The organism is Streptomyces sp. NPDC104096 (genome assembly GCF_055584385.1).
Map to the genome: position 1 here is coordinate 103,053 of NZ_JBVJMD010000021.1, position 14,200 is coordinate 117,252.

The 14,200-nt window shown below is 71.9% G+C and carries 13 protein-coding genes and 1 riboswitch; of the genes, 8 read left to right on the plus strand and 5 right to left on the minus strand.

The window, feature by feature from the left end:
• The first annotated feature begins 22 nt into the window (after positions 1–22).
• Entirely contained in the window at positions 23–961 is a 939-nt protein-coding gene (locus ACZ60B_RS22315) for a carbohydrate-binding protein (protein ID WP_469389533.1), read from the plus strand.
• Positions 962–1,051: 90 nt separating this feature from the next.
• Here the strand turns inward: ACZ60B_RS22315 and ACZ60B_RS22320 are convergent, their stop codons facing one another.
• From ACZ60B_RS22320 to ACZ60B_RS22330, 3 genes are all read right to left on the minus strand, one after another.
• Positions 1,052–1,981: a 1-phosphofructokinase family hexose kinase gene (locus ACZ60B_RS22320; RefSeq protein WP_469389535.1), complete on the minus strand. Its 930-nt coding sequence runs from the start codon at positions 1,979–1,981 to the stop codon at positions 1,052–1,054.
• Between the two features lie 132 nt (positions 1,982–2,113).
• On the minus strand, positions 2,114–3,256 hold the full coding sequence (gene nagA / locus ACZ60B_RS22325) for an N-acetylglucosamine-6-phosphate deacetylase (protein ID WP_469389538.1): 1,143 nt from the start codon (positions 3,254–3,256) through the stop codon (positions 2,114–2,116).
• A complete protein-coding gene (locus tag ACZ60B_RS22330; protein ID WP_469389540.1) occupies positions 3,256–4,233 on the minus strand; it encodes an ROK family protein in 978 nt (325 codons plus the stop codon). The genes nagA and ACZ60B_RS22330 overlap by 1 nt, the downstream gene beginning before the upstream one ends.
• A 229-nt stretch (positions 4,234–4,462) precedes the next feature.
• Between ACZ60B_RS22330 and ACZ60B_RS22335 the strand changes: the two genes are divergently transcribed.
• Complete coding sequence (locus ACZ60B_RS22335) at positions 4,463–4,711, plus strand: DUF3263 domain-containing protein (protein ID WP_450662496.1); 249 nt, start codon at positions 4,463–4,465, stop codon at positions 4,709–4,711.
• Between the two features lie 74 nt (positions 4,712–4,785).
• Entirely contained in the window at positions 4,786–5,652 is an 867-nt protein-coding gene (gene otsB / locus ACZ60B_RS22340) for a trehalose-phosphatase (RefSeq protein ID WP_469389543.1), read from the plus strand.
• Positions 5,653–5,740: 88 nt separating this feature from the next.
• On the opposite strand, the gene ACZ60B_RS22345 is transcribed toward otsB, so the two are convergent.
• Both ACZ60B_RS22345 and ACZ60B_RS22350 read right to left on the minus strand, forming a co-directional pair.
• A complete protein-coding gene (locus ACZ60B_RS22345) occupies positions 5,741–7,198 on the minus strand; it encodes an alpha,alpha-trehalose-phosphate synthase (UDP-forming) (protein WP_469389545.1) in 1,458 nt (485 codons plus the stop codon).
• A gap of 107 nt (positions 7,199–7,305) precedes the next feature.
• Complete coding sequence (locus tag ACZ60B_RS22350) at positions 7,306–8,250, minus strand: glucosyl-3-phosphoglycerate synthase (RefSeq protein ID WP_469389547.1); 945 nt, start codon at positions 8,248–8,250, stop codon at positions 7,306–7,308.
• Positions 8,251–8,438: 188 nt separating this feature from the next.
• Positions 8,439–8,579, plus strand: a riboswitch (SAM riboswitch).
• A 17-nt stretch (positions 8,580–8,596) separates the two neighbouring features.
• Here ACZ60B_RS22350 and thrC point away from each other — a divergent pair.
• From thrC to ACZ60B_RS22375, 5 genes are all read left to right on the plus strand, one after another.
• A complete protein-coding gene (gene thrC / locus ACZ60B_RS22355; protein WP_469389549.1) occupies positions 8,597–9,880 on the plus strand; it encodes a threonine synthase in 1,284 nt (427 codons plus the stop codon).
• Entirely contained in the window at positions 9,877–10,152 is a 276-nt protein-coding gene (locus ACZ60B_RS22360) for a MoaD/ThiS family protein (RefSeq protein ID WP_152894496.1), read from the plus strand. Before thrC ends, ACZ60B_RS22360 begins: the two co-directional genes overlap by 4 nt.
• 430 nt (positions 10,153–10,582) lie before the next feature.
• On the plus strand, positions 10,583–10,789 hold the full coding sequence (locus tag ACZ60B_RS22365; protein WP_007493268.1) for a cold-shock protein: 207 nt from the start codon (positions 10,583–10,585) through the stop codon (positions 10,787–10,789).
• A 337-nt stretch (positions 10,790–11,126) separates the two neighbouring features.
• Positions 11,127–12,749, plus strand: a complete 1,623-nt coding sequence (gene groL, locus ACZ60B_RS22370; RefSeq protein ID WP_152894495.1) for a chaperonin GroEL — start codon at positions 11,127–11,129, stop codon at positions 12,747–12,749.
• A 272-nt stretch (positions 12,750–13,021) separates the two neighbouring features.
• Entirely contained in the window at positions 13,022–14,149 is a 1,128-nt protein-coding gene (locus ACZ60B_RS22375) for an NADH:flavin oxidoreductase (RefSeq protein ID WP_469389552.1), read from the plus strand.
• Positions 14,150–14,200: the final 51 nt, after the last annotated feature.

The following is a 14,200-nucleotide window of genomic DNA, read 5'->3' on the forward strand; positions in this document are numbered from 1 at the left end:
ACCTGTTGAGGAGTACGAAGGGATGACGCCCGGCAACAACGGCGCGAGCACGCCTGAGGACGAAGACCCGTTCGGCTACCTCTACGCCGACGGGCAGGCCAACGGAGCTCAGCCGCCCTCCGGCGGTGGCTACGGCTACCCGAACTCGGTCAGCCGGGTGCGCGCGGTCGGCGAGCGCCAGTACGGCCAGCAGGCGCCGACCGCCGCGTACGGCCAGACCGGCGTGCCCCAGCAGGGCGCGTACGGGCAGCCGAACTCGCACCACGGGGCGCCCGAGTCGTACCCCGGTGGCCCGCCCACCGCTCCCCAGCAGCCGACGCGCCGCGCCGGCAACGGCCGCGGCCCCAACACCAAGGGCCTGCTGATCGGCGCGATCGCGGTGGTCGCGGCGGTGGTCATCGGCATCGCGGTGGCGATGACGGGCGGCGGCGACGACGACAAGGCGGGCGGCGACACCTCCACCGCGCCCACCGCCTCCGCGAGCGCCTCGCCCAGCGAGTCCGGCGACGACGAGCCCGCCAAGGAGGCCGAGCTCCCGACGGTCGACGCGAAGGCGCTGCGGCTGGACGGCGGCGCCGCACTGTCCTCGGACGTCCCGGGCGCCGAGGCGGACGGCGGCATCTACGTCGGCAACCTCAACCAGGTCGGCAGCTCCGTCACCTGGACCGTCGACGGCATTCCCGAGGACGGTGCCTACACGCTCTTCGCGCACTACAGCGTGGCGGGCGAGGACCAGTCGATGACCCTCACGTTCAACGGCAAGCAGTTCGGCACCAAGCTCAACCTGGGCAACTTCGCGCATGCCGAGGACGGTGACTTCGAGAAGGGCTGGACGAAGACCTTCGCCTACCCGACCCTCACCAAGGGCACCAACACGATCACGCTCTCCTGCCAGGACGGCGACAAGTGCAACGTCCTGCTCGACCAGCTCTGGGTCAAGAAGGGCCAGGTCAGGAACTAGGGCGTGTCCCCAGCCGCACGGTCCGTGCGTCGGTGACCGCGGAGACGGTCACCGACGGTCCGTGGTGCGGGGCAGCGTCCCGGGCCGCGTTCAGGCCGCGCTGCTCTCCTCCGTCACCGAGACCTGGTCCGTCAGCTCCTCGTACACCGCCCGGTCGAACTCGCCCGCCACGGGTGTGAGTACCGTCGCCGCCGACAGGACCGCCGCCCGGGCCAGTCGCGCGGGCCACGGAAGGCGCTCCACGAGGCCCGAGAGCAGCCCCGCGACCGCCGAGTCGCCCGCACCGGTCGGATTGCCGTGCACGCGGCGCGGCGGCGCGACCCGCCAGCGGCCCTCCGGGGTGGCCGCGATCAGGCCCTGGGGGCCGAGAGAGGCCACCACCGACTGGGCGCCGCGCCGGCGGGCGTCCTGGGTCGCCTTCAGGGGCTCGTGGGAGCCGGTGAGCTCGGCGAGTTCCGCGGCGTTCGGCTTGACGATGTCCGGGCGGGCCGCGACGCCCCGGCGCAGGGGTTCGCCGCTGGTGTCGAGCAGGACGGGCACCCCGGCCGCCCGGGCGGTCCGCACCAGCAGCGCGTACGCCCCTACCGGCACCCCCGGCGGCAGACTGCCGCACAGGGCCACCGCGTCGGCGCCGCGGAGCAGTTCCGCGTACGTCTCCTGGAAGGCGGACCACTCGGCCGGCGCGATGAGCGGACCGGGCTCGTTGAGCTGGGTGGTGTCACCGGAGAGCGGGTCGACTATGGCCACCGTGCGGCGGGTCGGACCCGCGACCGGGACCAGGGCGTCCCGGACGCCGGGCGTGTCCGCGAGCCGCTCCCGCACGACCTGGCCCGTCGCGCCGCCCACGAAGCCCGTGGCCGTCACCGGGTGGCCGAGCGCGGCCAGGACGCGGGCCACGTTCAGACCCTTGCCGCCGGGGCGCTCCAGTACCTCGGAGACCCGGTGGGAGGTGTGCGGCCGCAGCGACCGTACGCGATAGGTGATGTCGAGAGCGGTGTTCAGCGTGACCGTGAGAATCACCCGGAGCGACCTCCCCCGAAGAAATCAGGCACACGCCTGCCGTGTCGCCTTGCCCAGAGGCCTGATCATGCCAAAGAGACGGCGGTCGGCCCAGTCCTCGGGTCGGCCACCGTCCCTGTGGGTGCGGACGTTTCAGGCCAGTTGGGGATCGATCACCCATTCGCCCCGGCGCATCACGCCCTTGAGGGCGAAGTCCTCGTCGAGAAGCACCAGGTCGGCGTCCTTGCCGGGTTCGAGGGAGCCCACCCGGTCGTACATGCCCAGCAGCCGGGCCGGATTGGCGGAGAGGGCGGCGACCGCGTGCTCCACGGCGAGCCGGTCGACCGTCACCGCCCGCTGGAACGCGCGGTCCTGGGTCAGGGTGGAGCCCGCGATGGAGCCGCCCTCCACCAGCCGGGCCACGCCCTCGCTGACCTCGACCTCCAGCGGGCCGAGCATGTAGCGGCCGTCGCCGATGCCGGCCGCGTCCATCGCGTCGGTGATGAACGCGACCCGGTCCGGACCCGCGTGATGGAACGCCAGTTCCAGGGCGGCCGGGTGCAGGTGCGTGCCGTCGTTGATCAGCTCGACCGTGACGCGCTCGTCCTCGAGGAGGGCGGCGATCGGGCCCGGGGCGCGGTGGCCGAGCGCGGGCATCGCGTTGAACAGGTGGGTGGCGACGGTCACACCCGCGTCGATCGCCTGCACCGTCTGCTCGTACGTCGCGTCCGTGTGTCCGATCGCCGCGATCACCCCGTGGTCGGCCAGCAGGCGTACGGAGTCGATGCCGCCCGGCAGTTCGGCGGCCAGGGTGACCATCTTCGCGTGGCCGCGGGCCGCGTCGACCAGCTTGCGGACCTCCGCCGGTTCGGGGTCGCGCAGCAGCGCCTCGGAGTGCGCGCCCTTGCGGCAGGGCGAGATGAACGGGCCCTCGAAGTGGATGCCGGCGACGTCGCCCTGCTCGGCCAGTTCGGACAGCAGTCCGGCCTGCCGGATGAGGACGTCCATGTCGTCGGTGACGGTGGAGGCGACGAGGGTCGTGGTGCCGTGCAGGCGGTGGGTGCGGACGGCCGTCAGGACGTCTTCGGCCGGGCCGGAGAAGGACGCGCCGCCGCCTCCGTGGTTGTGGATGTCGACGAAGCCGGGGACCAGCCAGTGGCCGCTGACGTCCACGGTCTCCGCGTCGGCCGGGGACGGGCCGGCGATCCGGGTGCCCTCGACGAAGACGCGGCCGCCGTCCACGGTCCCGGTGGGCAGTACCACCCGGGCGCCGGCGAGAACCTTCCTAGTGGCCATCAGGCGGTTACCTCCGAGGGGTCAGTGGTGGTCAGGAGATCCCGGGCGAGGAGCCCCGCGCCCAGGCAGCCGGCGGTGTCCCCGAGTGCGGCGGGGACGATCGACGGAAGCTTCTGGAAGGTGACGCGCTGCCGGACGGCGTCCCGCAACGGTGTGAACAAGGTTTCCCCCGCCTCGGCGAGTCCGCCACCGATGATGAGGGTGCGGGGGTCCAGCAGGGTGAGCGCGGTGACCAGCCCGTCGGCGAGCGCGTCCACGGCCGTCCGCCAGACCCGGACGGCGTTCGGGTCGCCGGACGCGACGGCCTTCGCGCAGTCCGCCGCGTCGGCCTCCGGGCGCCCGCAGGCGGCGGCCCACGCCTCGCTGACCGCCGACGCGGACGCGTAGCGCTCCAGGCAGCCGACCTGGCCGCAGGGGCAGGGGATCCCGCCGGGCCGTACGACGACATGGCCGATCTCGCCCGCGAAGCCGTGGGCGCCCGCCTCCACCCGGCCGTCGAGGCCGATGGCGCCCGCGATGCCGGTGCCGAGCGCGACGAACAGGAAGCGGTCGGCGCCCCGGCCCGCGCCGGTCCGGCCCTCGGCCAGGCCGCCGGTGCGCACATCGTGCCCGAGGGCGACGGGGATGCCGCCGAGCCGCTCGGCGAGCAGGTCGCGCAGGGGCACGTCGCGCCAGCCGAGGTTGGCCGCGTAGGCGGCGATGCCCTGCCGCTCGTCGACGATGCCGGGGACGGCGACGCCGGCGGCGGCCGCGGGCTCGCCGAAGAGCCGCTCGCCGTGGGCGCGCAGCTCCGCGGCGAAATCGAGGATGCCGTCGACGACCGCGTCGGGGCCGTGCTCGCGGCCGGTCGCCCGGCGCGCCTGGTGCAGCAGCACGGGGGGTCCGGACGACGCTTCTTCGGACGGTGTGGTGTCCGCCCCGACCAGAGCGGCCTTCATCCCGGTGCCGCCCACGTCGAGGGCGATGACATGTCTCACGGAGACAGTGTGGCCCGTGGACCCGGGAGAGGTCTAGTCCACTTGCGCGGTATAGACCTTTATTCGACAAACGGGCGAGCGGCCGACGCGGTCGGGGCGAAGAGCGGCGCAGTCGGGACAAAGCGCGGCGCGGCGCGCCCGACGGGCCGGCCCGGGACGATCGCGGTGCGCCCCGGGCCAGGTCTCGCCGCACTCCCGCTCCGCCGCCGGGAACGGTTACGGTGCCGTCATGGACGACGACCAGGACCGCGGTGCCGCCCTCGGCCGCCGCGAACGGGACATCCTCGCCCTGGAGCGCCGGGGCTTCGCCGGCCCCGGCGCGAAGGAGCGCGCCATCCGAGAGGAGCTCGGCCTGGCGCCCGTCCGCTACTACCAGCTCCTCAACGCCCTCCTCGACGACGCGCGGGCCCTCGCCGAGGACCCGGTCACGGTGAACCGGCTGAGACGGGTGCGGGAGTCCCGTCGGGCCGAACGGTGAGCGGGGACCGGCCCGTCGTCCCCGCGTCCGACGAGTCAGGAGTACGGCCGCCGCCCCGCGGATAGGGTCGCCGTATGGGCAGCCATGACACGCACCCCCCGCACCCCGCACGGCCCCTGCCGACCCCCACGACCCCGGCGGGCCGCGACGCGCTGGACGCCATCCTCGCCCGCCCGGAGCGCTCGGTGATCGGGCTCGACTTCGACGGCACGCTCGCGCCGATCGTGGCGGACCCCGAGCAGGCCCGTGCCCACCCGGACGCGGTGCCCGCGCTCGCCGCCCTCGCGCCGAAGGTGGCGGCGGTCGCCGTCGTCACCGGCCGGCCCCCCGCGGTGGCCGTACGGCACGGCGGCTTCGAGTCGGTGCCGGGCCTGGACCACCTTGTCGTGCTCGGTCACTACGGCGCCGAACGCTGGGAGGCCGGCACCGGCGCCGTCATCGCCCCGCCGCCGCACCCCGGCGTCGCGGCCGTACGGGCCGAACTGCCGGGCTTCCTCGACTCGATCGGGGCCTGGCAGGGCACCTGGATCGAGGAGAAGGGCCGGGCGCTCGCCGTCCACACCCGCCGGGCCGAGGACCCGCAGGCCGCCTTCGAGGCGCTGCGCGCCCCCCTCGCCCGGCTCGCCGCCCGCCACGGCCTGATCGTCGAGCCCGGCCGCATGGTCCTCGAACTGCGGCCGCCGGGCATGGACAAGGGCGTCGCCCTCACGGAGTACGTCCGCGAGATCGGCGCCGGGGCCGTCCTCTACGCCGGTGACGACCTCGGCGACCTCCCCGCCTTCGCCGCCGTCGACAAACTCCGCTCCGAGGGCGTCCCCGGCCTCCTGGTGTGCAGCGGAAGCGACGAGGTGGCGGCCCTGCGGGAACGGTCGGACCTGGTGGTCGACGGCCCCGAGGGGGTCGTGGACCTGCTGCGCGCCCTGGCGGCCCGGCTCGGCTGACCACCCGGCGAGGCCGGCCGCCCGGGACGGTCGGCCTTCAGCCGCACAGGACTCTCAGCCGCACAGGACTCTCACCCGCGCAGGGCTCTCACCCGCGCAGGGCGTTCAACTGGTCCAGGAACCACTGGGCCGGCGGCAGCGCGGTCGCCGCGGCGGCCAGCCGCTTCGTGCGCTCCGCCCGCTCGTGCACCGGCATCACCAGCGCCTCGTGCAGCGCCCGCGCCGTCCCGGTCACGTCGTACGGATTGACGGTGATCGCGTCCTCGCCCAGCTCCTCGTACGCCCCCGCCTCCCGCGACAGCACCAGCGCGCACCCCTCGTCGGAGACGACCGGCACCTCCTTGGCGACCAGGTTCATGCCGTCCCGGATCGGGTTCACCAGGGCCACGTCGGCCAGCCGGTACGCGGCCAGCGAGCGCGCGAAGTCGTCCTTCACGTGCAGCACGACCGGCGTCCAGCCCGGCGTCCCGTACCCGGCGTTGATCTCGTCGGCGAGCCGCCGCACCTCGGCGGTGTACTCACGGTAGACGGCGAGGTCCTGCCGGGAGGGGTAGGCGAAGGCGACGTGCACGACCCGCTCCCGCCACTCGGGGTGGTCGTCGAGCAGCTGCCGGTACGCCAGCAGACCGCGCACGATGTTCTTCGACAGCTCGGTCCGGTCCACCCGCACGACCGACCTGCGGCCCTCGCCGATCTCCGCCCGCAGCGCCGCCATCCGCTCGCCGACGTCGGCCCGGTGGGCGCGCTCGCGCAGGAAGTCGGCGTCGGCGCCGAGGCCGTGCACGCCGATCGCCGTGGTGCGCGGCGCGCCGCCGCCGGGCGGTGTGTGCCCGATCGTCCCGAACGGCCCGTCGTCCGTCCGGGCCGGGCGGATCCGCTCACGGTCCACCTCGCCGGCGCAGTCCATGAAGGCGCCCGCCCACCGGTGGGTGAGGAAGCCCAGCCGGTCCGCGCCGAGCATGCCCCGCACGATCTGCTCGCGGATGTCGTCCGGCAGCATCCGGAAGTAGTCCGCCGGCGCCCACGGGGTGTGCGAGAAATGGCCGATGCGCAGGTCGGGGCGGAGTTCGCGGAGCATGCCCGGCACCAGCGTCAGGTGGTAGTCCTGGACGACCGCCGTCGCCCCCTCGGCCGCCTCCTCGGCGAGCGCCTCGGCGAACGCGCGGTTGTACCTCTCGTACGACGCCCACCGACGCCGGAACTCCGCGTCGAAGACCGGCTCCAGCGGGGTCTGGTACAGCATGTGGTGGACGAACCAGAGCACCGAGTTGGCGATGCCGTTGTAGGCGTCGGCGTGCACGTCGGCCGGGATGTCCAGCATCCGCACGCCCGGCTCGCCCGTGCCGCGCCGCACCGCCTCGCGGTCGTCGTCGGACAGGGTGGAGCACACCCACAGCGCCCCGGTGTCGGGCCCGATGGCCGACAGGCCCGAGACCAGCCCGCCGCCGCCCCTGCGGGCGTGCAGCGAGCCGTCCTCGCGCACCTCGTACGAAACCGGGCCGCGGTTGGACGCGACCAGCACCTCAGCAGCGTGCGTGGAAGCCATACGCCTCAACCTAGCCCGGCCCGGAAACGCTCAAACGTACGGAAGGCCCGCGACAGTCCGGAACCATTTGTATACGGCCCCCTGGAGAACATCACCACACGCATCCGTCAGGCCACCTTGCGTGACGCGTACTCGGCGATCTCGGCCATCGGCGGCCGCTCCTCCGTGTCCACGGAGTAGGTGCGCGGCTCGAAGCCGTCCCGGCCCCGCTCGAACTGGGTGAGGGAGGGCCGGATCAGATGCCCGCGGGCCATCCGCAGCTGCGCGGTGCGGTAGATGGCGGCGGCCATCCGGCCCAGTGCCTGTCCGTCCTGGTGGCGGTGCTTGCGCACCCCGACGTCCACCTGGGCGAGCGCGTCGAGGCCCACCAGGTGCAGCGAGTCGACCAGCATGCCCAGCTCCACCCCGTACCCGACCGGGAAGGGCAGCTGTTCCAGCAGGGAGCGCCGGGCCGCGTACTCGCCGCCGAGCGGCTGTACGAAGCCGGCCAGCTGCGGCCAGTGCATGTTCAGCAGCGGGCGGGCCATCAGCTCGGTGACCCGGCCGCCCTGGCCGGCCGCCCCGCCGAGCGGGCGGTCGTACATGGCCTTGACCAGGTCGACGTCCGGATCGGTGAGCAGCGGGCCCACGATGCCGGAGACGAAGTCGGAGGAGAACTCCCTGAGGTCGGCGTCGACGAAGCAGACGATGTCCCCGCCGGTGACCAGCAGGGACCGCCACAGCACCTCGCCCTTGCCGGGCACGGCCGGGATGCGGGGCAGGATGGCGTCGCGGTGGACGACCCGGGCGCCCGCGGCCGCGGCCACCGCCGAGGTGCGGTCGGTGGATCCCGAGTCGACGACGACGATCTCGTCGACGAGCGGGACCTGCTGCATCAGGTCGTGCCGGATCACGGCGACGATGTCGCCGACCGTCTCCTCCTCGTTGAGCGCGGGCAGGACGACGGAGACCGACTGGCCCCGGGCGCGTTTCGCGGCGAGGATCTTGTGGAGCGGGCGGTCGTTGACGGACCAGGAGCGGGTGCTCAGCCAGCGCTCGACTTCTTCCAGCACAGCGGCGGCTCCTTCTGCGTTCTGCGTGCTCGCGGCGGGTGGGAGTGCCCGCCGCGACAGCGGTCGACGGTCACGGGCATCTCGCGGTTCGGACGACTCTCTCAACTGTCGGGGCCTTCGGTTACAGTCTTGAACAACGCGGATGACCATCGCATGTCCAGGGTGGCCGACCGCTGAAAACTTCATACCGCTCATCCAGAGGGGCAGAGGGATACGGCCCGATGAAGCCCCGGCAACCCTCCAGTCGGTTTCTCGTGCACGCGAGGCTCCCGGCTCGGGAAGGTGCCAAATCCGTCTCACGGCGAAGTGCGTCGTGAGGAAGATGAGGAGAAAGGGCCTCGCCTCCATGGCTGCGCAGACTGCTGTAAGCACCACGAACCCCGTCGATCTGGGCTCCGCCGCGGCGCTCTCCTGCCGCGAGTGCGGACACCGGGTGCCGCTCGGCCCGGTCTTCGCCTGCGAGGAGTGTTTCGGCCCGCTCGAGATCGCCTACGACTTCTCGCGGTACGAGACCGAGGAGCTGCGCAAGCGGATCGAAGCGGGACCCGCGAACATCTGGCGCTACGCGCCGCTGCTGCCCGTCCCCGCGGACGTGGCGGACAAGCCCAACATCAACCCCGGCTGGACCCAGCTCGTCAAGGCCGACAACCTGGCCCGCGAACTCGGTGTCACCGGCGGGCTGTACGTCAAGGACGACTCCGGCAACCCGACGCACTCCTTCAAGGACCGGGTCGTCGCCCAGGCCCTGGAGGCCGCGCGCGCCTTCGGCTTCACCACCCTGTCCTGCTCCTCCACCGGCAACCTGGCCGGTGCCGTCGGCGCCGCCGCCGCCCGCGCCGGTCTGCGCTCCTGTGTGTTCATCCCGCACGACCTGGAGCAGGGCAAGGTCGTCATGGCCGCGATCTACGGCGGTGAACTCGTCGGCATCGAGGGCAACTACGACGACGTGAACCGTTTCTGCTCCGAGCTGATCGGCGACCCGGCGGGCGAGGGCTGGGGCTTCGTCAACGTCAACCTGCGGCCGTACTACGCGGAGGGTTCCAAGACCCTGGCGTACGAGATCTGCGAGCAGCTCGGCTGGCGGCTGCCCGACCAGCTGGTCGTCCCGATCGCCTCGGGCTCCCAGCTCACGAAGATCGACAAGGGGCTCCAGGAGCTGATCAGGCTCGGCCTCGTCGAGGACCGGCCGTACAAGATCTTCGGCGCCCAGGCGGAGGGCTGCTCGCCGGTGTCCGTGGCCTACAAGGCCGGCCATGACGTCGTACGGCCCCAGAAGCCGAACACCATCGCCAAGTCCCTCGCCATCGGCAACCCGGCCGACGGGCCGTACGTCCTCGACATCGCGCGCCGCACGGGCGGTGCCGTGGAGGACGTGACGGACGAGCAGATCGTGGACGCGATCAAGCTGCTGGCGCGGACCGAGGGGATCTTCGCCGAGACGGCGGGCGGCGTGACGGTGGGCGTGACCCGCAAGCTCATCGAGAGCGGCCTGCTCGACCCGAGCCTGACGACCGTCGTGCTGAATACCGGTGACGGCCTGAAGACCCTCGACGCGGTGGCAGGCACCGGTCTGACCGCCACCATCCGCCCGAACCTGGACTCCTTCCGAGAGGCTGGCCTCGCATCATGAGCGTCAACGTCCGCATCCCCACCATCCTGCGCACCTACACCGGCGGCGCCGCGGAGGTGAGCGCCGAGGGCGCGACCCTCGCCGAGGTCATCTCCGACCTGGAGAAGAACCACACCGGCATCGCGGCCCGCGTCCTGGACGACCAGGGCAAGCTGCGCCGGTTCGTCAACGTGTACGTGAACGACGACGACGTCCGCTTCGAGCAGGGTCTTGAGACGGCGACCCCGGACGGCGCCGGCGTCTCCATCATTCCGGCGGTCGCCGGAGGCTGATCATTACCTTCGGTAACCTCGGTTACCGAGCGTTCATCGAATTGCCCCCTCCGCGAGAGAAGCGGAGGGGGCAATTCTGTGTGATTGAGCGCGGTAGAGTTGGGGAACCCGCTCCCGATTCCGGGGTTTGCGACCTTCACCACCTGCCGCACGGGCGACGAGAAGTAGCCAAAGTGGGCAGGTCTTTTGCGCCTTTCGCTCCCTATGCCTGGCCCAACTTGCCCTGAAATGCGGCGAATTGCAGGCGTTCCGCAGGTCCGTCGTGCCCGGATTTCTCGTCCGATTGACCTGTTGCAGACGGCAGTTGGACAGATACATTCAGCCGCGGTCGACGCGTTCCGGCGCACGCCCCCGTCCCATGGGGGGTGAGGTCTGACCCGGATCCGCGAAGTGCGGATCTGTGCAAGGGCCAGTAATAGGGGAGTTAGGCATGGCTCAGGGCACCGTCAAGTGGTTCAACGCGGAGAAGGGGTACGGCTTCATCGCGGTCGACGGTGGTGCGGACGTGTTCGTCCACTACAGCGCGATCCAGATGGACGGGTACCGCACCCTGGAAGAGGGCCAGCGGGTCGATTTCGAGATCTCGCAGGGTCAGAAGGGGCCGCAGGCGGACATGGTCCGCCTGGCGACCGGCTGAAGCACGCGCCGACTTATTGCAGCGACGTTCTTCTGTTCTTCGTCGAAGGGCTCGCACCCCATGGGGTGCGAGCCCTTCGGCATGTCCGGGTGCCGCCGCCCGGGACCTGCGGATCACCCGGAGGCGCTCGCACTCGTCAACCGGAGGCGCTTGCACTCGGCAGGGGCGAGTGCTAATCATTGCGTTAGCACTCTGAAGGTGAGAGTGACAACGAAGGATCGGGTCGGTGAGGCCCGCAGGCCGGGTGGGGCAAGGAACCACGAGGCGTGCGAGCCGTCCGTCGCGGGCGCCAGCACGGTCCGGAGCAATCCACCCCAGTCCGGGAGGACCACTTCACATGGCCAAGATCATCGCGTTCGACGAGGAGGCACGGCGCGGCCTCGAGCGCGGCATGAACCAGCTCGCGGACGCCGTGAAGGTGACGCTCGGCCCCAAGGGCCGCAACGTCGTCCTCGAGAAGAAGTGGGGCGCCCCCACGATCACCAACGATGGTGTCTCCATCGCCAAGGAGATCGAGCTCGAGGACCCGTACGAGAAGATCGGCGCCGAGCTGGTCAAGGAAGTCGCCAAGAAGACGGACGACGTCGCCGGTGACGGTACGACCACCGCGACCGTCCTCGCCCAGGCGCTCGTCCGCGAGGGTCTGCGCAACGTCGCCGCGGGTGCCAACCCGATGGCCCTCAAGCGCGGCATCGAGAAGGCCGTCGAGGCCGTCTCCGGCGCCCTGCTCGAGCAGGCGAAGGATGTCGAGACCAAGGAGCAGATCGCTTCCACGGCCTCCATCTCCGCCGCCGACACCCAGATCGGCGAGCTCATCGCCGAGGCGATGGACAAGGTCGGCAAGGAAGGCGTCATCACCGTCGAGGAGTCCCAGACCTTCGGTCTGGAGCTGGAGCTCACCGAGGGTATGCGCTTCGACAAGGGCTACATCTCGGCGTACTTCGCCACCGACATGGAGCGTATGGAGGCGTCGCTCGACGACCCGTACATCCTGATCGCGAACTCCAAGATCGGTTCCGTCAAGGACCTGCTCCCGCTCCTGGAGAAGGTCATGCAGTCGGGCAAGCCGCTGCTGATCATCGCCGAGGACGTCGAGGGCGAGGCCCTGTCGACCCTGGTCGTCAACAAGATCCGCGGCACCTTCAAGTCCGTCGCCGTCAAGGCCCCGGGCTTCGGTGACCGCCGCAAGGCGATGCTGAACGACATCGCCATCCTCACCGGCGGCGAGGTGATCTCCGAGGAGGTCGGCCTCAAGCTGGAGAACGCGACCCTGGACCTCCTGGGCCGCGCCCGCAAGGTCGTCATCACCAAGGACGAGACCACGATCGTGGACGGGGCCGGCTCCGCCGACCAGGTCCAGGGCCGGGTCAACCAGATCCGCGCCGAGATCGAGAACTCGGACTCGGACTACGACCGCGAGAAGCTCCAGGAGCGCCTGGCGAAGCTGGCCGGCGGCGTGGCCGTCATCAAGGCCGGTGCCGCCACCGAGGTCGAGCTCAAGGAGCGCAAGCACCGCATCGAGGACGCCGTCCGCAACGCGAAGGCGGCCGTCGAGGAGGGCATCGTCGCCGGTGGCGGCGTGGCCCTGCTCCAGGCCTCCGCGGTGTTCGAGAAGCTCGAGCTCTCGGGTGACGAGGCGACCGGCGCCAACGCCGTGAAGCTCGCCCTGGAGGCCCCGCTGAAGCAGATCGCCGTCAACGGTGGTCTCGAGGGCGGCGTCGTGGTCGAGAAGGTCCGCAACCTGACCGTGGGCTGGGGTCTGAACGCGGCCACCGGCGAGTACGTCGACATGATCGCCGAAGGCATCATCGACCCGGCGAAGGTGACCCGCTCTGCCCTGCAGAACGCCGCCTCCATCGCCGCGCTGTTCCTCACCACCGAGGCCGTCATCGCCGACAAGCCGGAGAAGGCCGCGGCCCCGGCCGGCGGCGGCATGCCGGGCGGTGACATGGACTTCTGATCGACCCCTGGTCGATCCGCGTCCCCACCGAGGGCGGTACCACCCGGCGACGGGTGGTACCGCCCTCGGGCTTTTCCCCGCCCCGACCGGCCCGCGCTCGGGCGGGCCGGTGTCCCCGCTCCGGCGGCCGGTGCGCGGCGTGGCCGGGATCACAGGGGGTGGGGGCCGGGAGGCGGAATGCGCTCGGGCCGCGGTGCCGTTGAGGTAGGCAAGCGTTATATGCGTATGCACATACCGTCCGGTCTATCGTCACTTCGCGAGGAGCCCCCCACGTGAGCGTCACCGAGTCCGCCGTCTCCCGTGCGGCCGAGATCCTGTCCCGGCCCGTCGACATCAACGGCCTCACCGTTCCCAACCGCATCGTGATGGCGCCGATGACGCGCGAGTTCTCCCCGGGCGGGGTCCCGGGCGAGGACGTGGTGTCCTACTACGCCCGCCGCGCCGCCGCGGGCGTCGGCCTGATCGTCACCGAGGGGACGTACGTCGGCCACGACTCGGCCGGGCAGAGCGACCGGGTGCCGCGGTTCCACGGCGAGGAGCAGCTGGCGGGCTGGGCGAAGGTCACCGACGCCGTGCACGCGGCGGGCGGGACGATCGTGCCGCAGCTGTGGCACATCGGCATGGTGCGCCGCGCGGGCCAGCCGCCGTTCGCGGACGCCCCGCCGGTCGGCCCCTCCGGCCTCTACAAGGAGGGCGCCGAGGTCACCGGCCGGGCCATGACCCAGCAGGACCTGGACGACGTCGTCGAGGCGTTCGCCAAGGCGGCGGCCGAGGCCGAGCGCATCGGCTTCGACGGGGTCGAACTGCACGGCGCGCACGGCTATCTGATCGACCAGTTCCTGTGGGCGGGCACCAACCGCCGCACCGACGCCTACGGCGGCGACCCGGTGGCCCGGACGAAGTTCGCCGCGGAGATCGTCGCCGCGGTGCGCGCGGCGGTCTCGCCCCGGTTCCCCGTCATCTTCCGCTACTCGCAGTGGAAGCAGCAGCAGTACGACGCCCGGCTCGCGGGGACCCCGCAGGAGCTGGAGACGCTCCTGGCCCCGCTCGCCGCGGCCGGCGTCGACGCCTTCCACGCCTCCACCCGCCGCTACTGGCTCCCGGAGTTCGACGGCTCCGACCTCAACCTGGCCGGCTGGACCAAGAAGCTCACCGGCAGGCCCGCCATCACCGTCGGCTCGGTCGGCCTCGACGGCGACTTCATCAACGCGTTCGTCGGCGAGGGTTCCCCGGTGCTCGGCATCGACAACCTCCTCGACCGCTTCGAGCGCGACGAGTTCGACCTGGTGGCCGTCGGCCGCGCGCTGCTCCAGGACCCGCAGTGGGCGGCGAAGGTGCTGGCCGACCGCTTCGACGAGCTGAAGCCGTACGACGCGGCCGCGCTGAAGTCCCTCAGCTGAACCGCCGGGGCCCGCGGACGCACTCTGGCCGCGGGTCCCGACTCCCGTTAG